We start from the raw sequence: 17,671 nt of genomic DNA, 5'->3' as shown, positions 1-17,671 counted from the left end.
GATTTTTTCGCCGTGATGAGCCAGACTGCCATTCTCGAATTCTTCGTCTACGGCGAACCGGCGCGTGCGCTCGACGTCGGATTCCTGCATGTCGAGACTGTTCTTGCGCGTGCCTCCGTGCATCGCGGCCAGGTTCTCGCGCACAAGCACCCGCAAATGGCGCAGATCACCTTCTGGACCGGCGGCAGCGGCATTTATCGGATCGAAGACGAGACCTGGAGTTTTTCGGCGCCGACGGTGAGCTTCATGCCGAGCGGCGTGGTCCACGGATTCAGCATCGAGACGGGCGCCGACGCCATCGTTGTCTCGGTCGCCGATGCTGCCCTTGCGGCGATCGCTGAGCAGTCCGCGCTGCCGCTCGACCAGCCGGTCTTCGTCACCGGACGCGGTGAAACGGCCCTCTGGGAAAGGTTGGGTGATACGGTTACGATGATCCAAGCGGAATATGCCGACAGGTTGCCCGGTATGGAGAAAATCCTGCCGCCGCTGATCGCCGTGGCATTGTCGGGCATCGCCCGCCTTGATGCGCAGTCGCATGCTGTCGCGGTGCCGGCGACGGTGGCGCTGGGCGGCCGGCTGCGGCGTCTGATCGACCGACACTTTCGCGACGACTGGCCGGTCGAGCGCTATGCCGCCGCGCTCGGCACCACGCGCCATCTGCTCGACAAGGCAGCGCGGCAGGTGCTCGGCGCGGGCGTACGCCAGGCGGTTGGTGAGCGGCGGCTGGTCGAGGCCAAGCGCCTGCTGCTGTTCACCGTGCGCCCGGTCGAGGACATCGCCTATGAGACCGGGTTCAACGACCCGGCTTATTTCTCGCGCTTCTTCCGCGCCGCCGTCGGCCTCTCGCCGGCGGCGTGGCGACGCCTGCGGCTCGGTCAGGACTGAGCGTCACCGTCGCTCAGGCGGCTGCCGTCAGTCCGGCGTCGAGAGCCTCGGCGATCTTTGCCACATCGGCGGACGAGATCACCAGCGGCGGCGACAGGATGATGGTGTTGCCGGAGACGCGCAGCATGACGCCGGCCTTGTAGGCGGCCTCTGCGGCGGCATTCATCGTCTTCTTGTCGGCCGGCTTCTTGGCGGCACGGTCGGAAACCAGTTCGAGCGCCGCCATCAGCCCTTGGTAGCGCACATCGCCAACCAAAGCGTGCTTCGCCTTCAGCGCCTCCAGCGCCTTGCCGAGCTCGACACCGCGCGCCGCCGCATTCTCGTTGACGGCAAGCCGCTTGGTCTCGGCGAGTGTGGCCAGCCCCGCCGCGCAGCCGACCGGATGGCCGGAATAGGTGTAGCCGTGCCCGATCGAGCCGAAGCTGGTCTTGTCGGCCTCGAAGACGTCGGCAACCTTGGCGCTGATCAGCGTGGCGCCGAGCGGGAAGTAGCCTGAGGTGATCGCCTTGGCGATGGTCATGAAATCCGGCTTCACTCCGGAGAGCCGCGAGCCCGACCAGGCGCCGGTGCGACCGAAGCCGGTCACCACCTCGTCGGCGATGAGCAGGATGTCGTGACGGTCGCAGATCGCCCGCACCATCGGCATGAAGCTCTCATGCGGAACGATCACACCGCCGGCGCCGAGCACTGGCTCCATGATGAAGGCGGCGATCGTGTCGGCGCCCTGGAAGGCGATCTCGTCTTCGATCGCCCGCGCGCAGAGTTTCGCCAGCTTCGCCGGATCGGTCTCGTCGAACGGATTGCGGTAGGTCCATGGCGCCGGTGTGTGGAAGACGCCGGGCAAAAGCGGCTCGTAGTTGCGCCGGAAATTGGCATTGCCGTTGACCGAGGCGCCGCCGAAATGCGTTCCGTGATAGCCCTTCTTCAGCGCCAGGAACTTCGTCCGGTCGCCCTGGCCCCTGATCTTCCAGTATTGCCGCGACAGCCGCAGTGCCGTCTCGACCGAGTCCGAGCCGCCGGAGGTGAAGAAGGTCCGTACCATGCCCTCGGGAGCGAACCAGTCGCACAGCTCATAGGCAAGCTCGATCGACGGTCCGGTCGAGGTGCCGCGAAAGCCGGAATAATAGGGCAGGGCGTCGAGTTGTGCTGCGATCGCCTTCTTGATCGGATCGCAGCTGTAGCCGAGGTTGACGTTCCACAGGCCCCCGACTGCATCGAGGACGGTGCGGCCTTCGGCATCGGTGACCGAGACGCCTTCGCCCTTCATGATGATCTTTGGCGGCGTCGCGCGCATCTCGGCCGGATGCGCCATCGGATGCCAGATCGGCTTGGCGTTGTTCTCGGTGAGGAAGTTGATGTCGCGCATCGGTGGGAACTCCGTTTCTTGAATTCTTAGGCCGCAACGCCGAAATGGCCGAGCGCCGCTGCATAGCCTTGCCCCGGTTGGGCGACGTCGAAATGCACGGCCAGCATGCCGGCGGCGACCGCGCCGTCGACGTTACGCTTCTGGTCGTCGACGAAGACGCAAGCCGCGGGCGGCAAGTGCAGTGCTTCGCTCACCATCGCATAAGCGCGCGGATCGGGTTTCAGGATGTGCGTGTAGGTGGCGTCGATGATGGTCTCGAACAGCGACAGCAGCGGCAGGCGCTCGCGAAAGCTGTTGCCGTAGAACAAGTCGAGCTCGTTGGAGAGGATGGCGAGCCGGATGCCAGCTTCATGCGCCGCACGGATCGCTCGTTCCGCCTCTGGCCGCACCACCGCTTGCGGGTCGGCGCCGCGCGCCCGCTGCACGAAAGTCGACATGTCGTCCCAGTCCTCGCCGACGAGACGGCCGACTTCACGCGTGCGCGTCTTCCAGTAGTCGCGCTCGCTGATCTCGTCGGCTTGCATGGAACGCCACAGCGGGTCGGATGCCGGATCGAACGGCCCGCGCCAGCCGAGCATGCCGGGCGTCAAGTCCAATGCGCGTTCGGTCAACGCGTGCGTTTCGAACAGCGTGCGGGTGACGACGCCGCCGAAATCAAGCACCAGCGCCTTTGGCGATGGCCCGCTCATGCAGCTTGAGTTCCTTCCGGCGCGCCCAGCGGCACAATGCCTTCGGCGACCCAGCGGTCGAAGATCTCCAGTGCCTTGGCGCTGAAGGCGGCGTCGTTGATGTGCCCTGATATCTCGTGCAACTCGGCATTGCCGGGCACGCTCGAGCGCATCTCCTTGACAAAGGCCGACAGCGCCTCCGGTTCGTGCAGCGGCTCGCCCTCCTGGTCCCATTGCTGGATGCCGCCTGCCGGCAGGATGAAGGCGGTCGGCCCGGTTGCGGCGGCGAGCTTCTCGCCGATGGCGCGCGCGATCTCCTGGCGGGTTTCGCCGTCTGATGTCACCGAGGCGAGCAGGCGGTTGTGCGCATGGTACGGCCGTTCGAAGAAACGGGCAGGCACTGCTTGCCAGGTCGGAAAATCCACCATGTCGACGGCGCCAGGTGCCACGATCTGAGGGATGCCTTGCCGACCAGCATTTTCCAGCCGGTCGGAGCCCGAATTCACCACCGAGCCGGTCAGCTGGTTGGCGAGTTCCTGAAGGCTGAAATCCATCACCGCGACGAAGCCGCGTTGCGCGGCGATCGCCTCAAGCGCCCGGCCGCCCATGCCGGTGGTGTGGAAGACGATGACTTCATAGCCGCGCTTCTCCAGCTCCGGCTTCAGCGTCACCATATAGTGCAGGCAGCTTTTTCCCAGCGAACTCATGCCTATCCTGGGCCGCGTCGCGTCCGGCTTAACGACGGCGCGCGCGGCACCCACCACCGCTCCGCAGGCCTGCGACAGCACCGCCTTGCAGGCACTGTTGAGGCCATAGAGACCGCCCGCCCACAGGATCATCATCAGGTCTGTGGCGATCCGTTCTGGTGGCAGCAGATGTGAATAGGCAATGGTCGAGATGACGAATTTCGGCACGCCGAGCGGCAGCGCCAGCGCGACATCGAGGGCAAGGTCTGTGCCCATCGAGCCGCCGAGCGCGATGAAGCCGTCGATTTCGCCCTTGTCGCAGAGCGCGCGGGCAAGCCGCGAGGCGCCGAGCGCCATCAGCGTCATCGCCGAATTCTCGTCGCCGCTGGCGATGATCGCCTCGATGGTCGTGTCGGCAGCTTGACCCACCGCATGCTTGTCATGCGCCGGCTGGTAGGGCGGATCGCCGAGCACGCTCACATCCATCATCACGGCGACACCGCCGACCGCCTCGATGCGCTCGCGCATGAAGAGCAATTCGTCGGCCTTAGTGTCACCGGTGCCTATAACCAGGATTCGGCGTGTCTCCTCCACAGTCAATCTCCTTGCAGGGGTATTTGTTGTCATGCTCGCTTGAGGCCCGGCTGGCCCTGCCGTCCGAAAAGCCGCTCGCTGATAACGCGCGCAGCCGCCGCCACACTGGCGCCATAGCGCTCGATCTCGCCCTTCTGGACCCGCACCTTAGGCGCCGCGACGGCGATGATGCCAATGGCAAAACCGTCGGCGCCGAGGATCGGCGCCGCGACGCTGAGCACGCCCTCCTCGAAGCCTTGCGAGCCGGTCGAGTGCCCGCGCGCGCGGGCGGCGGCGACATGCTCGGCAAGTGTTTTCGCGTCGCCTATTGTGTGGGGCGTGAAGGCCGGCAGCGGTCCGGCCAGAACAGCGTCTCGGATACGCTCTTCCGTGAACGCCAGGAACGCAATGCCAGAAGCCGTCGCATGCATCGGCAGCACCTCGCCGAGTTGCACGCTGACGCGATTGGCCCTGGTCGATTCGACGACATGGACTGTGATCAGGCCGCGCTTCGAATATTCCGACAGGTGCACCGTCTCATTGGTTTCCGCCGCCAGCGCCTCGACCACCGGCACCGCCATGCGCAGGAAGGGGAACTGGGCTTCGCGCATCAGCGCCAGCCGCGCGACACCGGCGCCCAGCCGGTAAAGACGCGTGGCTTCATCCTGCTCGACCAGCCCATGCGCTATCAGGGAGACCAGCAGCCGGCGCGTTGTTGCCTTGTCATGGCCGGCGCGCCGGGCGAGGTCAGCCAACGCCGTCTCGGGCTCGCCGCGACCGAGCATTTCCAGCAGCGTGATGGCCTTGCTCACCGTACCCATGCGTATCTGATCCTCCATCTGATACTTAACGTGCGAATTAACTTGACAGGAAGCCGGTTCCTTTGCAAGTCTATATTCGAAATGTCGTTGCAAATAATGAAACGACAAGGCGGCCCGAAACAGGGCCTCGACATTTCAGGGACACTTGGCTTCCGCAGCGCGGAATTGGAGGGAAAGATGACGACAATTGAAGCCGGCGAAGCGAACCGGCTGAGGAAGAACAGCCTTGGCGTTGGCGCCATCACCTTCATGGTGATCTCGGCAGCGGCGCCTCTGACGGCTGTGGCTGGCGGCACGCCGCTCGGCATGCTGATGGGCAATGGCGCGGGCTTTGCCGGCACCTATCTGATCGTGACGCTGCTGCTGCTGTTGTTCGCGGTCGGCTATGTCGCCATGTCGCGCCATGTCGGCAATGCAGGCGCCTTCTATGCGTATGCGGCGCGCGGGCTCGGCGGTCTCGCCGGCGGCGCCACGGCGCTGATCGCAATCCTGTCCTACAATGCCATGCAGATCGGCGTCATGGGCCTTCTCGGTGCCGCGACCGCCGGGCTGTTCGCCGGCTGGGGCATCAACTTGCCCTGGTGGGCGTGGAGTTTCGTCGCCATCGCCATCGTCGCCGTGCTCGGCTACAGGCAGGTCGACCTGTCGGCCAAGATCCTGACCGTTCTGGTGCTTGCCGAATACGTCGTGGTGCTGATCCTCGACATGGCGATCGTCAAGACCGGAGGCGATAGTGGACTGTCAGCGGCGCCGTTCAGTTGGAGCCAGATCACCAGCGGCGCGCCGGCGATCGCCATCCTGTTCTGCTTTGCCGCGTTCATCGGCTTCGAGGCAACGACGATCTATGCCGAGGAGGCGCGCGACCCCAAGGTCACCATTCCGCGGGCGACATATTTCTCCGTCATCCTGATCGGCGTCTTCTACATGGTCACCGCATGGCTGATGGCGGTCGGTGCCGGCGTTGACAAGCTGCTGCCGGCGCTGCAGGGGCTTCAGGATCCGACCACGTTCCTGTTCGGCCTGTCCGACCGCTACGCCGGAACGATGCTCTCGCACGCCATGAGCATCCTGTTCGTGTCGAGCCTGTTTGCCGGCGTACTGGCGTTCCACAATGCGGTCGCCCGCTACATCTATGTTTCCGGCCGCGAGAAGCTCCTGCCGCGGACCATCGGCGTGACCCATTCGACGCACCAGAGCCCGCATGTCGCCTCGGTCATCCAGAGCGTGCTTGCCGCTGTCGTCGTCGGGCTCTTCGCCGTGCTTGGCCTTGACCCGGTGCTGGCGCTGTTTTCGTGGCTGACCAACGTTGCCACTCTCGGCGTCATCGTGATGATGGCGGTGGCCTCGCTCGCCGTCGTGATGTTCTTCCGTGCCAACCCGTCCAGTCAGGAGAACGCGGTGAAGACCACAATCCTGCCGGGGCTGACCTTCATCGCCTTCGTCATCATCATCTACCTGATCGTCATCAATTTCGGCGGCCTGTCCGGTGCTGGCGGGTTCCTCGGCGTGTTCCTGCCGGCGCTGGTGCTGATCGCGGCCGTGGTTGGCCTTGTGCTGGCGAGCGCGTTGAAGAGCCGGGATCCGGTGGCCTTCGCCGAGCTTGGACAGCCTTTGAAGGACTGAGATCAAGAGGGGCGGCGCATGACGCCGCCCCCTTCTTCACCCTAGGGGAGTAGCGGCGTTGAGCTTTGCCGAGAGCATCACCGTTGAGGCGCTGGAAGCCGATCCGTATCCGATCTATGCTGAACTGAGGCGCAACGCGCCGGTCGCTTTCGTGCCGGCGGTCAACCTCTGGTTCGTCATCCGCTGGAAGGATGTCGAAACGGTCGCGAAGTCGCCCGACATCTTCTCCGCGGTTGTCGGGACATCCCCGGTCGAACGCTCCTTCGGCAAGCCGACCATCCTGACCACCGACGGAGACGTCCACAAGGATCTGCGCCAGGGCGTCGACCCGAAATACCGGCCGCGCACCGTCGCTTCCTATGCCGGGGATCTCGTGCGCTCGATCGCCGGACCCTATCTCGACCGGATCGCCGAGCAGGGTGCGGCGGAACTGATGGCCGAGTATTTCGAGCCGGTGTCGACGCTCAGCCTGGCGCGCTCGCTCGGGCTGGCCGACATCGACATGCCGACCTTGCGGCGCTGGTTCTATGGCCTTGCCCAGGGCGCCATCAATTTCGAGAACGATCCGAAGCGCCAGGAAATCGCCGATGCGATCAGCGCCGAGGTTGGCGCCGCCATCCTGCCGACGCTGGAGAGGCTTGTCCACGCGCCTGACGACTCCGCCCTGTCGCACATACTGCATGACGGCATGCCGCAGGGTGCGACCCGCGCCATCGACTTCGTGATGCCGAGCATCAAGGTCATCCTGCTCGGTGGCATGCAGGAGCCCGGCCATGGCGCCGGCTCCATACTTGCCGGCCTGCTTTCGCATCCCGAGCAGATGCGGCAGGTGCTGGACGATCTGGAAACCTTGGTGCCGAAGGCGGTCGACGAGGGTCTGCGATGGGTCGCGCCGATCGGCACGCAGACGCGCCAGACGACGCGCGCGGTCGAGCTCGGCGGCGTGACGATCCCGGCGGGCGCGCCAGTCGCCGCGCTCGTCTCCTCGGCCAGCCGCGACGAAATCCGGTTCTCCGATCCCGACCGTTTCGACATCCTTCGTGATGAAGGCAACCACGCTGCCTTCGGCTTTGGCCATCACTTCTGTTCGGGTCGGTTTTTTGCGCGCGAGCAGATGTGCCTCGCGGTAAGGCTTCTGCTGGAACGGTTTCCGGATCTGCGGCTGGTGCCAGGCAAGGAACCGGTGTTCCGGGGCTGGGAATTTCGCGCGCCAACCACCCTGCATGTCGCCTTCGGAGCCGGTACCCAATGATCAACCAGAACACCATCGATATGCTGCGCAAGGCCGAGGTCGGCGTGCGAAACCTCTTCATCGATGGTGCGCAGACCGCAGGTGCAAGTGGCGCCACGCTGCCCGTGATCTCGCCGATCGATGGCCGCCCGTTCGCCAGCATCGCCGACGGCAACGCCGTCGATGTCGATCGCGCCGTGGCGTCGGCGCGCAAGGCGTTTGAGAAGGGCTCGTGGTCGCGCGCCGCCCCCGCCTTCCGCAAGAAGATTCTGACGAAGTTAGCCGAGCTGGTCGAAAAGCATGTCGATGAACTGGCGGTGCTTGGCGTCCGCGACAACGGCACCGAGATCGGCATGGCCTACAAGGCCGAGCCGTTATCGGCCGCGGGCACCATCCGCTACTACGCGGAGGCTATCGACAAGGTCTATGGCGAGATCGCGCCGACGGCCGAGAATGTGCTCGGGCTGATCCACAAGGAGCCGCTCGGCGTTGTCGGCGTCATCGTACCCTGGAATTTCCCATTGATGATCGGCGCCTGGAAGATCGCGCCGGCGCTGGCTGCCGGCAATTCCATCGTCGTCAAGCCGCCCGAGGTCGCTTCGCTGACGCTTCTGCGGCTGGCTGAGCTCGCTGCCGAAGCCGGGCTTCCCGCCGGTGTGTTTAACGTCGTTACCGGCCGTGGCGCGGTTGCCGGCGAGGCGCTCGGCCTGCACATGGATGTCGACGCCATAGCCTTCACCGGCTCGGGGCCGGTCGGCCGGCATCTGCTTGAGTATGCGGCGCGTTCCAATCTGAAGCGCGTCTTCCTCGAACTCGGCGGCAAGTCGCCCAACATCGTCTTTGCCGACGCCCCGGACCTGAAACAGGCCGCAATCGTCTCGGCCAACGGCATTTTTCGCAATTCCGGCCAGGTCTGCGTTGCCGGCTCGCGCCTGCTCGTCCAGGCGTCGGTCTACGACCGCTTCATGGACGAGCTCCTCGCAGCGACCACGCGGCTGAAGGTCGGCGATCCGCTCAATCTGACGAGCGACGTCGGTGCGGTATCAAGCGCCGAGCAGCTGGACAAGAATCTCGGCTTCGTCGAACGGGCGACAGCTGAAGGCGCCCGTCTGGTCACCGGCGGCGGACGGATCCTGGCCGAAACCGGCGGCAGCTACATGGCGCCGACGATCTTCGAGAACGTGACGCAAGAGATGCAACTCGCCCGCGAGGAGGTGTTTGGGCCGGTGCTCGGCGTGATGCGCTTCGAGACCGAGGAAGAGGCGGTGCGGCTTGCCAATTCGACGGTCTATGGCCTTGCCTCGGCGGTGTGGACCGCCAACCTCTCCACGGCGCATCGTATGGTGCGCAACATCAATGCCGGCGTCGTCCACGTCAACACCTATGGCGGCGCCGACATCACCGTGCCGCTCGGCGGCGTCAAGCAGTCCGGCTTCGGTCGCGACAAGTCGATGCATGCGCTGGACAAATACACCGATCTCAAAACGGCCTGGATTTCTCTCGGCTGACCGTTTCTCGCTAAGCGCTGCCGAGGATGAAATCGGCACAGCGGTCGGCGATCATGATCACCGGCGCGTTGGTGTTGCCACTGATGAGCCTGGGCATGACCGAGGCATCGCAGATCCGCAGGCGCGGCACGCCGCGGACGCGCAACCGCGGATCGACCACGGCACTGTCGTCATTGCCCATCCGGCAGGTTCCCGATGGGTGGTAGACCGTCTTGGCGTGTTCGAGGATGTGGCCGACGATCGCCTGGTCAGGAAGATCCGCGGCCGCGCCCGGCGAAAGCTCCTCCGCCACCATGGCCTGCAGCGCCGGCTGGCGCAGGATGGTGCGGGCGATCTTCATGCCGGCCAGCAGCAAGGCGAGATCGTCCGGATCGGACAGGAAGCCGGTGGTGAAGCGGATCGGATCGGCAGCATCGCGCGAGCGCAGCCTGACCGTGCCGCGCGACTTCGGCCTGAGCACACAAGGATTGATCTCCATGCCGTGCCGCTCGATCGAGCCGTGTTCGGCGCTCTCGATCATCACCGGCAGGACGTGGAACTGGATATCGGGACGGCCATCGCCATCGGCGTCGAAGAAGCCGCCGCTCTCGACCACATTCGAGGTGAGCAGGCCGGTGCGGAACATGAGGTACTGCAGGCCGTGGCGCAGCGCCCGCAGGCCACGGTCCTCACCAAGCAGCGAGATCGGCTGGCGCGTCAGCGCATAGACGGGAGCCGCGACGTGATCCTGCAGGTCGCGGCCGACCGCGGGCATGTCGCGGATGACGGGAATGCCCAGCGCGGTCAGATGTTCGGCTGGCCCCAGTCCCGACAGCATCATCAGCTTCGGCGTCGCCAGCGCGCCTGATGTGAGGATCACTTCGGCTTCCGCCGTCGCTGTATGGGTCTGTCCGTCCGATGTGGTGTAGGCGAGGCCGCTTGCCGCACCGTTTTCCAATGTCACGCCGGTGACAAGCGCATCGGTGACGACGGTGAGGTTGGCATTGCCTGCCAACGGCTTCAGGAACACCTTTGCCGCCGATTGTCTTTCGCCATTCGCGGTCGTCGTCTGGTAAAAGCCGACGCCTTCCTGCCTGTCCCCGTTGAAGTCGTCATTGAAGGGATAGCCGGCCTGTTGCGCGGCCCTGACATAGGCCAGAGACAGCGGATGGCGATGGCGGGGATCGGAGACGGGCAGCGGTCCGGTGGTGCCGTGGCGATCGCCGGCCAGCCGCTCGTTGCGCTCCAGCCGCCTGAACACCGGCAGCACCTCGTCCCAGCCCCAGCCGGGACAGCCAAGGTCGCGCCAGTCATCATAGTCCTGCGGCTGGCCCCTGACATAGAGCATGGCATTGATCGACGACCCGCCGCCCAGCGTGCGGCCCTGCGGCACCGGTAGCCGGCGGCCGCCGACGCTGGGTTCGGGATCGGATTCGTAGATCCAGCTGCGCGCCGTGCCGATCACCTTGGCGAAGGTGGCGGGCATGTCGATGAAGCGCGAATTGTCGGCCGGCCCGGCTTCGACGATCAACACGCGCTGGCCGGTATTGACCAAGCGGTTGGCCAGCGTGCAGCCGGCCGAGCCGGCGCCGGCGATGATGTAGTCGTACGCAGCGTTCATGGCGTCAGGCGTAGCGCATGATGACGGTCTTGGTCTCGAGATAGCCGTCGATCGCCGCGCGGCCGTGTTCGCGGCCGATGCCGGACTGCTTGAAGCCGCCGAAGGGTGCCGCAGGGTCCAGCGTGTTATGCGAATTGACCCACACCGTGCCGGCCTTGAGGCCGTGGACGGCGGTCATCGCCTTGCCCATGTCGCGGGTCCAGATCGAGGCCGACAGGCCATAGCGCGTGTCGTTGGCGATATGGATCGCCTCGTCGAGATCGGCGACCGGCATCGCCGCTACCACCGGACCGAACACCTCCTCACGCGCGATCTCCATGTCGGGCCTGATATTGTGCAGGATGGTCGGCGCGACATAATGGCCCCTGGCCGGTACCGACCGCGCGCCGCTGACGCGTTCGCCGCCGGCCGCCAGGCTGCGCTCGACAAAGCCCTCGACGCTCCTTCGATGCTTGGCCGAGACCAGTGGGTTGATCTGGGCTTCGGCATCGCGGCCGGCGCCCAGTGTCATGCCATCGGCGATCTCGGCCAGCCGCGCCAGCGTGCGGTCATAGATAGACTTTTCGATCAGCAGCCGCGAGGCCGAGGTGCAGACCTGGCCCTGGTTGAAAAACATGCCGAGCCCGGCGACCAGGGGCTCAATGCCCTCTTCCATGTCGGCAAGCAGGATCATCGGCGATTTCGACCCGAGCTCCAGCGTGAAGCGGGCGACATGGTCGACGGCCGCGTGGCCGACGCGTTTTCCCACTTCCGTCGAACCGGTGAAGGTCAATTTGTCGATGCCGGGATGACGGATCAGCGCCTCGCCGGTGACGCTGCCGCTGCCGGTCACGATGTTGATGACGCCGGGCGGGAAGCCTGACGCCTTGATCAGTTCTGCGAGCCTGAGCAGGCCGAGCGGCGTCTCCTGCGGCGGCTTCAACACCACGGTGCAGCCGCAGGCGAGCGCCGGCGCGATCTTCCACATGCCGATCAGCAACGGGAAATTCCACGGCACGATGGCGCCGACGACGCCGACCGGTTCCATTATGGTCATCGCTTGATGCCTGGCGCCAGGCGGCACCGGAATGGACACCTGGAAGGTCGAGCCCTCGATCTTGGTCGCCCACCCGGCATAATAGCGCAGCCAGTCGACGCTGCCGCCGGCGCTAAGCATGCGGGCGACACCTAGCGACTTGCCGTTCTCGATGCTTTCGATCTCGGCCAAGAGATCGGCATCGGCCTCGATGGCGTCGGCGAGCTTCAGCATCAGGTTCTGGCGGTCGACCGGCCGCATTGAGGCCCACGGGCCTTCAAGGGCTGCACGCGCAGCACGCACCGCCTGGTCGACCAGTTCGGGACCGCTCTCGGGCACATGCGCGACGATCTCGCCGGAGGCGGAATCATCGACAGCGAGGCCATTTCCCGCCAAGCCGTCAACAAAGCGTCCATTGATCAAGGGCCGGTGCGGACGCGCCAGGAAAGCGGCGGCAGCAGTGCTGATCGGCGGCACGGTTCTCTCGTTCACGCCATCCTCCTCGATTGCTGGTGAACACGTTGCATCAGGGTTATGGAGCGTGTCGGCTGGCTTCAAGCGGCTGATGGTGCCAGTGCACGCTCAGTCAAAACAAAGTTCCCGCTTGGACAAGACGCCCCGCAGTCGACTGGCCTAGATCAAAGTCGCATCGAGCAGCGTGTTTTGCGCAGGCTTCCCGGTTGTCAAAGAGGTGTCGACGATTGAGTGCGTTGCTGGGCAATCCGATGGTCACCACTGCTGCGCTGCCACTCGCGCTCGGCACGGTGATGGCGCTGTTGGCAAGGGTTCGCACTGCCGGGATCAGTGCTTTCTCTGCTGTGGGCCGCTTTGATTTTGTTCTTCTATTGGGACACGCTCGGGCCGCCTGTGGTGCCGCCGGTCGCCGCCAGCCAGAAGCTGATCTATCTCGCCTCTGGCGGCATCGTCGTGGGCCTGTTGCCCGAACGCCTGTTGAGCGCTGCCGTTGCGGGCAAGCTTGTCGCCGCCGCGCTTGCGGTAGCCTTGCTGTGGCTTGGCTGGCGCCGCCTGGCCGGCGGTTCACTCGACCTGCAGATGGTCGCCGCCCTCATCGCCGGCCTGTTGGCGATCGTCGGCGCCGCGATGCTGCTGTCGGCGCGGTCCTCGCCATCGTCGTCCGCCGAAGCGCCGTTCCTGGTGCCGGCGGCGATGCTCGCTTTTTGCCTGGCCGGCGCCATCATCTCGGTGCTTGGCGCCTCGATCGTCACCGGGCAATTGCTGGGATCGCTTGCCGCGCTCGCCGGCGGCTGGTGTCTTGTCCAGTACATCACAGTGCTGCGCGGAGGCTCCGCCGTTGCCTGGAGCAAGGGCACTGAACTGCTGCTTATCTACGCCGCAGCCACCGTGCAGATCCAGGTCGCGCTGCTGGCGCCGAAGGCTAATCCGGTCGCGCTGGTGCTTTCATCCTTGCCGCTGATCGTGGCCATGCTGATGCCCGGTCCGCTGCGGGGCCTTGTTCCCGGCGTCCGGCCGTTGCGGCCGCCGATTGCCGGTCTGCTGATCGCCACACCGGCGATATTGGCCATCCTGACGGCGATCCTATGGGCGCCGCATGGAGCCGCCCTCGGCTTTTCCTGAGCCAAGGAACGACAACCAACAATGGGGAGAGTTACGTGACGATGAGAAAACTGACGGCCGCGTTAGCCTTTGCCTCGGTGTGCGCATTCGCATCGGCAGCACATGCCGACACTTACGAGATCGACGGCCAGCACGCCTGGATCACCTTCACCATAAAGCACGGCATCTACGGCATCGCGCATGGCCAGTTCGATGCGGTAAAGGGCGCCATCGTGATGGACAAGGCCGATCCATCGAAAAGCAGCGTCAAGGCCGAGATCGATGTCGGCTCGGTGCACACCGCCTATGACCAGCGCGACAGCGATTTGAAAGGCCCCGACTTCTTCAACGCCGCCGAATTCCCGGCGATCTCCTTCGAAAGCACCAAGGTAGAGAAGGTCAGCGACAAGACCGGCAAGGTCACCGGCAATCTCACCATCAGCGGTGTGTCCAAAGAGATCACCCTCGACGTGACGCTGATCAACGAGGCGCCGGCGCCGTGGGATGCGACGCTGACCAAGGCGGCGTTCAGCGCCACAGGCAAGGTCAGTACGGCCGACTTCCCGATGGCCAAGGCCGCGGCCGGCTTCGGCCTTGGACCGGATGTCGACATCGTCATGGATTTGGAAGCGGTGAAAAAGTAATCCGGCGAGCGAGTGCCGCGCGCAAGGTCGCGCGGCACTTCATCGGACAGGGCGCAAAGTGCGCACTCAGTCAAAACAAAGTTCTCGCTCGGACAAGACGCAGATTGGCCGGTGCCGCATTATTCCCAGTGAAGATCGGCACATAGCCGGCGCGCTTACCAATCGGGATGGAACAATGCGATTTTCGGGAAAGACGGCTTTCATTACCGGCGGCGGCACCGGGATCGGCGCGGCGGTGGCCAGGCGCATGGCGGCCGACGGCGCCAAGGTGGTCCTGATGGGCCGGCGGCGCGAGCCGCTGGAAGCTGTGACCAAGGATATTGGCGGTCTGGTGGTGCAGGGCGATGCCGCCGATCCGAAGGCGGTGCGTGCGGCGCTTGCCGAAGTGCATGAAAAAATCGGACCGGTCGACATCCTCGTCGCCAATGCCGGCGGCCATGGTGTCGGCCCGACGATTTCGATGAGCGACGAAACCTGGAGCCTGGCGACGCGCACCAATCTTGACACCGCTTTCGTCTGCGCCCGCGAATGCCTGCCGGACCTGATCGCGCGGAAGGGCAACATCGTCGTCGTTGCCTCGATCGCCGGCCTGTTTGCCGGCCCGGACGCCGCCGGCTACGTCACCATGAAGCATGCCTGCATCGGCTTCGGCAAATCGCTGGCGCGCGACTATGGCCGCAAGGGCGTGCGCACCAACATCATCTGCCCGGGTTGGGTCTCGACCGACATGGCCGACGAACAGATGGCGGTGATCGTCGAGAAGCACGGACTTGGCTCGATCGACGATGCCTACCGGCTGGTGACCAGGGACGTCCCGCTCGGCCGGCCGGCGACACCGGAAGAGGTTTCCAACGTCGTCTGCTTCGTCGCTTCGAGCGAGGCGGCCATGATGAACGGTTCGATCCTGACCGTCGATGGCGGCGCCACCGTCGTCGACCTGCCGACATTAGCTTTTGTCGATTGATTGGGAGAGTGCGATGAACGACCAGAACAGGCCGGCGGACTGGAAGCATTTCGACGATTTCGCCGCCGGCATCGCCACCAACCGGCTGGCGACGACATCAGCGTTGCGCGGCCAGACCTTCAAGATCACGCTCGACACGGGGCGCACAATCGACCTTGCCTTCACGTCGCCCGACACGGTGGCGTGGAGCGAGGGCAGCGAGGCCGGCGCGGACTGGTACGAGGCGCTCGAAGTCGCCGCCAACGTGTTCTTCATCAACATGACTTTCGCCGGCCGGCCGACCGAGGATGAGGCCTACATCGTCAACACCAGCACGCGCCGCGTGCTGTCGGTGCGCGAACGGGTGCGTGAAGCAGGCGAAGCGCCCGGCGAGCCGCGCGTCGCGCAGACCTGGTCGGCCGGCGTGCTCGGCGACCTCAGCGTGGCGCCGACCGGCATCAAACCGGCGCCGACCCGGGACCTGATCGGGCTCACCGCGCACTACACATACAGCCCCAACCACGTCTACGAGCACATTTATCTGAGCTCCGAGCGCTATGCCTGGCAGAACCTCGTCGGCATCCAGCGTGGCCATGGCGACGTCGACCTGGCGACCACCTGGAAGTTTGCCGACAACCAATATGTGTTCGGCTTCCGCGAGTTCATCATCCCGGTCGCCTCGCTGTTCTTCTACAATTGGGACGTCATGCGCTCGACCGGGAAATTCCTCGGCGTGACCAGCCTGGGCAAGGTCGAGAACAAGCCGGCCGGCGCTCACATCGAGAAGAAATCCAGAACCGTCTACGACGAAGGCAAGGCGCCGGTCTGACCGCGCGGGAGAACGCGATGAACAAGAACTACGAAGCGATCAAGGCCCATTACGCCGGTTCCGATGCCAAGGACCTATCTGCGATGATGGCGCCAATCACCAGCCGCACCGCCTGGACCGAAATGGCGGGCTTCCCCTATGCCGGCACCTATGTCGGCCCCGACGCCATCATAGCGGGGGTCTTCAAGCGCATCGGCGAGGAGTGGGACGGCTACACGCTGAAGCTCGAAAGACTGGTCGACGGCGGCGCCACCATCGTCGGCATCGGCACCTATTCGGGCACCTACAGGAAGACCGGCAAGCAAATGTCGGCGCGCGTCGTCCATGTCTGGGAGATGGACGACGGTAAAGCCGTGAGTTTCGAGCAGTTCACCGATACCAGGCTGGTCGCGGCAGCGACGGTCTGAGGCATGCGGGCGGGCGCCGATGCGTCCGGCCGATGAAACAACCTGGGAGGATGCAATGGGAAACAATCTGAAGGCAATGCTGGCGGGCCTGGTGCTGTCGACCGCACTTGCGGCCGGCGGCACAGGGGTCGCGAATGCCGCCGGCGACGAGATCGTCATCGGCGCTCCGATCTCCTTGACCGGGCCGCTGGCCGGCGACGGCAAGGAGCAGAAATGGGCCTATGAGCAAGCGGTGGCCGACATCAACAAGGCCGGCGGCATCATGCTCAAGTCGGCCGGCAAGAAGCTGCCGGTGCGCCTCGTCGTCGCCGACGACGAAAGCTCGGAAGGCAAGGTCGCCTCGGCGCTGGAAAACCTCATCAAGGTGCAGAAGGTCGACGCGCTGCTATCGACCCATTCCGGGCCGATGAACATCGCCGGTGCCATCGTCGCCGAGAAATACAAGAAGTTCTACATGATCACGACGGCGTTCCCGTTCGAGTGGCAGCCGTTGAAGCTCAAATACTCGGCCCTCTTCTTCTTCCACCCGGGGCCGGGCGCCGAGGTGCCATTCGAGATCTGGAACAAGCTGCCGGCCAATGAGAAGCCGAAGAACCCGGCACTTGTCACCGAGGATTCGCCCGACGGCAAGGGCTTTGGCGGCGCCTTCGAGGCGGCGGCCAAGAAATATGGCTACACTTTCGCGGTCGACGATCCCTGGGCGATCGGGGCCACCGACTATTCGGCGCTGATCACCAAGCTCAAGGCCGCCAATGTCGACGCCATGCTGGTGTTCGGCTCGCCGGCCGACACGGTGACGCTGCTGCGCCAGATGAAGGAGCTCGGCTTCTCCGTGCCTTATCTGCATGGCTGGAAGGGCACCTGGACGGGCGAGTTCCACGAAGCGCTCGGAGCGGATTCGGACTACATCATGACCGACGGTTTCTGGTCGTCGAGCTATCCCTATCGCGGCGCCAAGGAACTCGGCGATCGCTACGAGGCCGAATTCAAGAAGGACTCCGTCACAGTCGGCGCCTTCTACGCTAATGCGCAGGTGCTGGCGCAGGCGATCGAAAAGGCGGGAACCACCGATGCCGCCGCGCTGCATGACGCGGTCTTCAACCAGGAATTCAAGGACACCGTCGTCGGCGATCTCAAATTCGACCAGACCGGCTTTGCGCTGATCCCCAGCGTTGCCACGCAATGGTGGCAAGGCAAGCACCAGCTGATCTTCCCGAATGGCAACTGGACCTACAAGCCGGCGCCGGCCTGGGACAAGCGCTGAGCGGCGAGGGCACGGGCTCCGACGTTGCCGCCT

16 protein-coding genes are annotated in these 17,671 nt (G+C 64.9%); 10 read left to right on the top strand and 6 right to left on the bottom strand.

What is annotated here, in order from left to right:
• The first annotated feature begins 15 nt into the window (after window positions 1–15).
• Entirely contained in the window at window positions 16–885 is an 870-nt protein-coding gene (locus NKJ81_RS00400; RefSeq protein WP_352539280.1) for a helix-turn-helix domain-containing protein, read from the top strand.
• Window positions 886–898: 13 nt separating this feature from the next.
• Here NKJ81_RS00400 and NKJ81_RS00395 read toward each other — a convergent pair whose 3' ends face one another.
• The 4 genes from NKJ81_RS00395 to NKJ81_RS00380 are packed head-to-tail and all read right to left on the bottom strand — an operon-like array spanning window position 899 to window position 4,999.
• Window positions 899–2,251 (bottom strand): aspartate aminotransferase family protein, encoded by a 1,353-nt coding sequence (locus NKJ81_RS00395; protein ID WP_352503133.1) that lies wholly within the window; start codon window positions 2,249–2,251, stop codon window positions 899–901.
• Between the two features lie 26 nt (window positions 2,252–2,277).
• Complete coding sequence (locus tag NKJ81_RS00390) at window positions 2,278–2,940, bottom strand: HAD family hydrolase (RefSeq protein ID WP_352469643.1); 663 nt, start codon at window positions 2,938–2,940, stop codon at window positions 2,278–2,280.
• Complete coding sequence (locus tag NKJ81_RS00385; protein ID WP_352539279.1) at window positions 2,937–4,232, bottom strand: Tm-1-like ATP-binding domain-containing protein; 1,296 nt, start codon at window positions 4,230–4,232, stop codon at window positions 2,937–2,939. Before NKJ81_RS00385 ends, NKJ81_RS00390 begins: the two co-directional genes overlap by 4 nt.
• Window positions 4,229–4,999, bottom strand: a complete 771-nt coding sequence (locus tag NKJ81_RS00380) for an IclR family transcriptional regulator (protein WP_352539278.1) — start codon at window positions 4,997–4,999, stop codon at window positions 4,229–4,231. Before NKJ81_RS00380 ends, NKJ81_RS00385 begins: the two co-directional genes overlap by 4 nt.
• Window positions 5,000–5,176: 177 nt before the next feature.
• Here NKJ81_RS00380 and NKJ81_RS00375 point away from each other — a divergent pair, with 177 nt between their 5' ends.
• Genes NKJ81_RS00375 through NKJ81_RS00365 form a run of 3 tightly spaced genes read left to right on the top strand, consistent with a single transcriptional unit; the run spans window position 5,177 to window position 9,361 of the window.
• Complete coding sequence (locus tag NKJ81_RS00375) at window positions 5,177–6,622, top strand: APC family permease (RefSeq protein ID WP_352469646.1); 1,446 nt, start codon at window positions 5,177–5,179, stop codon at window positions 6,620–6,622.
• Between the two features lie 58 nt (window positions 6,623–6,680).
• Window positions 6,681–7,874, top strand: coding sequence for a cytochrome P450 (locus NKJ81_RS00370; RefSeq protein WP_352539277.1), 1,194 nt, complete (start codon window positions 6,681–6,683; stop codon window positions 7,872–7,874).
• On the top strand, window positions 7,871–9,361 hold the full coding sequence (locus NKJ81_RS00365; RefSeq protein WP_352539276.1) for an aldehyde dehydrogenase: 1,491 nt from the start codon (window positions 7,871–7,873) through the stop codon (window positions 9,359–9,361). Before NKJ81_RS00370 ends, NKJ81_RS00365 begins: the two co-directional genes overlap by 4 nt.
• A 10-nt stretch (window positions 9,362–9,371) precedes the next feature.
• Here NKJ81_RS00365 and NKJ81_RS00360 read toward each other — a convergent pair whose 3' ends face one another.
• Both NKJ81_RS00360 and NKJ81_RS00355 read right to left on the bottom strand, forming a co-directional pair.
• Window positions 9,372–10,961 (bottom strand): GMC family oxidoreductase, encoded by a 1,590-nt coding sequence (locus NKJ81_RS00360; RefSeq protein ID WP_352469649.1) that lies wholly within the window; start codon window positions 10,959–10,961, stop codon window positions 9,372–9,374.
• Between the two features lie 4 nt (window positions 10,962–10,965).
• Window positions 10,966–12,468, bottom strand: a complete 1,503-nt coding sequence (locus tag NKJ81_RS00355) for an aldehyde dehydrogenase family protein (RefSeq protein ID WP_352539275.1) — start codon at window positions 12,466–12,468, stop codon at window positions 10,966–10,968.
• Window positions 12,469–12,780: 312 nt separating this feature from the next.
• Here NKJ81_RS00355 and NKJ81_RS00350 point away from each other — a divergent pair, with 312 nt between their 5' ends.
• The 6 genes from NKJ81_RS00350 (at window position 12,781) to NKJ81_RS00325 (ending at window position 17,638) form a co-directional block, all read left to right on the top strand.
• Window positions 12,781–13,572: a hypothetical protein gene (locus NKJ81_RS00350; protein ID WP_352539274.1), complete on the top strand. Its 792-nt coding sequence runs from the start codon at window positions 12,781–12,783 to the stop codon at window positions 13,570–13,572.
• Window positions 13,573–13,613: 41 nt separating this feature from the next.
• Window positions 13,614–14,195, top strand: coding sequence for a YceI family protein (locus NKJ81_RS00345; RefSeq protein WP_352539477.1), 582 nt, complete (start codon window positions 13,614–13,616; stop codon window positions 14,193–14,195).
• A gap of 175 nt (window positions 14,196–14,370) precedes the next feature.
• Entirely contained in the window at window positions 14,371–15,159 is a 789-nt protein-coding gene (locus tag NKJ81_RS00340) for an SDR family NAD(P)-dependent oxidoreductase (protein WP_352469653.1), read from the top strand.
• 13 nt (window positions 15,160–15,172) lie between these two features.
• Complete coding sequence (locus NKJ81_RS00335) at window positions 15,173–15,967, top strand: MoaF C-terminal domain-containing protein (RefSeq protein ID WP_352539273.1); 795 nt, start codon at window positions 15,173–15,175, stop codon at window positions 15,965–15,967.
• 17 nt (window positions 15,968–15,984) lie between these two features.
• The gene (locus NKJ81_RS00330; protein WP_352469655.1) at window positions 15,985–16,374 is read left to right on the top strand and encodes a nuclear transport factor 2 family protein; all 390 of its coding nucleotides are present in this window, start codon (window positions 15,985–15,987) and stop codon (window positions 16,372–16,374) included.
• A gap of 55 nt (window positions 16,375–16,429) precedes the next feature.
• On the top strand, window positions 16,430–17,638 hold the full coding sequence (locus NKJ81_RS00325; RefSeq protein ID WP_352539272.1) for an amino acid ABC transporter substrate-binding protein: 1,209 nt from the start codon (window positions 16,430–16,432) through the stop codon (window positions 17,636–17,638).
• The last annotated feature ends 33 nt before the right edge of the window (window positions 17,639–17,671 follow it).

This window comes from Mesorhizobium sp. M0018 (assembly GCF_040323955.1).
GTDB lineage: Bacteria > Pseudomonadota > Alphaproteobacteria > Rhizobiales > Rhizobiaceae > Mesorhizobium.
Note: the sequence above shows the minus strand (reverse complement) of the source record. Positions and strands in the feature narration are given on the sequence as shown.

What these genes read in the sequence shown, in the direction of transcription:
- NKJ81_RS00385 (WP_352539279.1), bottom strand. Translation starts at nt 4,232, where the DNA reads ATGACAACAAATACCCCTGCAAGGAGATTGACTGTGGAGGAGACACGC.
- NKJ81_RS00340 (WP_352469653.1), top strand. Translation starts at nt 14,371, where the DNA reads ATGCGATTTTCGGGAAAGACGGCTTTCATTACCGGCGGCGGCACCGGG.
- NKJ81_RS00375 (WP_352469646.1), top strand. Translation starts at nt 5,177, where the DNA reads ATGACGACAATTGAAGCCGGCGAAGCGAACCGGCTGAGGAAGAACAGC.
- NKJ81_RS00325 (WP_352539272.1), top strand. Translation starts at nt 16,430, where the DNA reads ATGGGAAACAATCTGAAGGCAATGCTGGCGGGCCTGGTGCTGTCGACC.
- NKJ81_RS00330 (WP_352469655.1), top strand. Translation starts at nt 15,985, where the DNA reads ATGAACAAGAACTACGAAGCGATCAAGGCCCATTACGCCGGTTCCGAT.
- NKJ81_RS00345 (WP_352539477.1), top strand. Translation starts at nt 13,614, where the DNA reads ATGAGAAAACTGACGGCCGCGTTAGCCTTTGCCTCGGTGTGCGCATTC.
- NKJ81_RS00400 (WP_352539280.1), top strand. Translation starts at nt 16, where the DNA reads ATGAGCCAGACTGCCATTCTCGAATTCTTCGTCTACGGCGAACCGGCG.
- NKJ81_RS00390 (WP_352469643.1), bottom strand. Translation starts at nt 2,940, where the DNA reads ATGAGCGGGCCATCGCCAAAGGCGCTGGTGCTTGATTTCGGCGGCGTC.
- NKJ81_RS00395 (WP_352503133.1), bottom strand. Translation starts at nt 2,251, where the DNA reads ATGCGCGACATCAACTTCCTCACCGAGAACAACGCCAAGCCGATCTGG.
- NKJ81_RS00380 (WP_352539278.1), bottom strand. Translation starts at nt 4,999, where the DNA reads ATGGGTACGGTGAGCAAGGCCATCACGCTGCTGGAAATGCTCGGTCGC.
- NKJ81_RS00365 (WP_352539276.1), top strand. Translation starts at nt 7,871, where the DNA reads ATGATCAACCAGAACACCATCGATATGCTGCGCAAGGCCGAGGTCGGC.
- NKJ81_RS00335 (WP_352539273.1), top strand. Translation starts at nt 15,173, where the DNA reads ATGAACGACCAGAACAGGCCGGCGGACTGGAAGCATTTCGACGATTTC.
- NKJ81_RS00360 (WP_352469649.1), bottom strand. Translation starts at nt 10,961, where the DNA reads ATGAACGCTGCGTACGACTACATCATCGCCGGCGCCGGCTCGGCCGGC.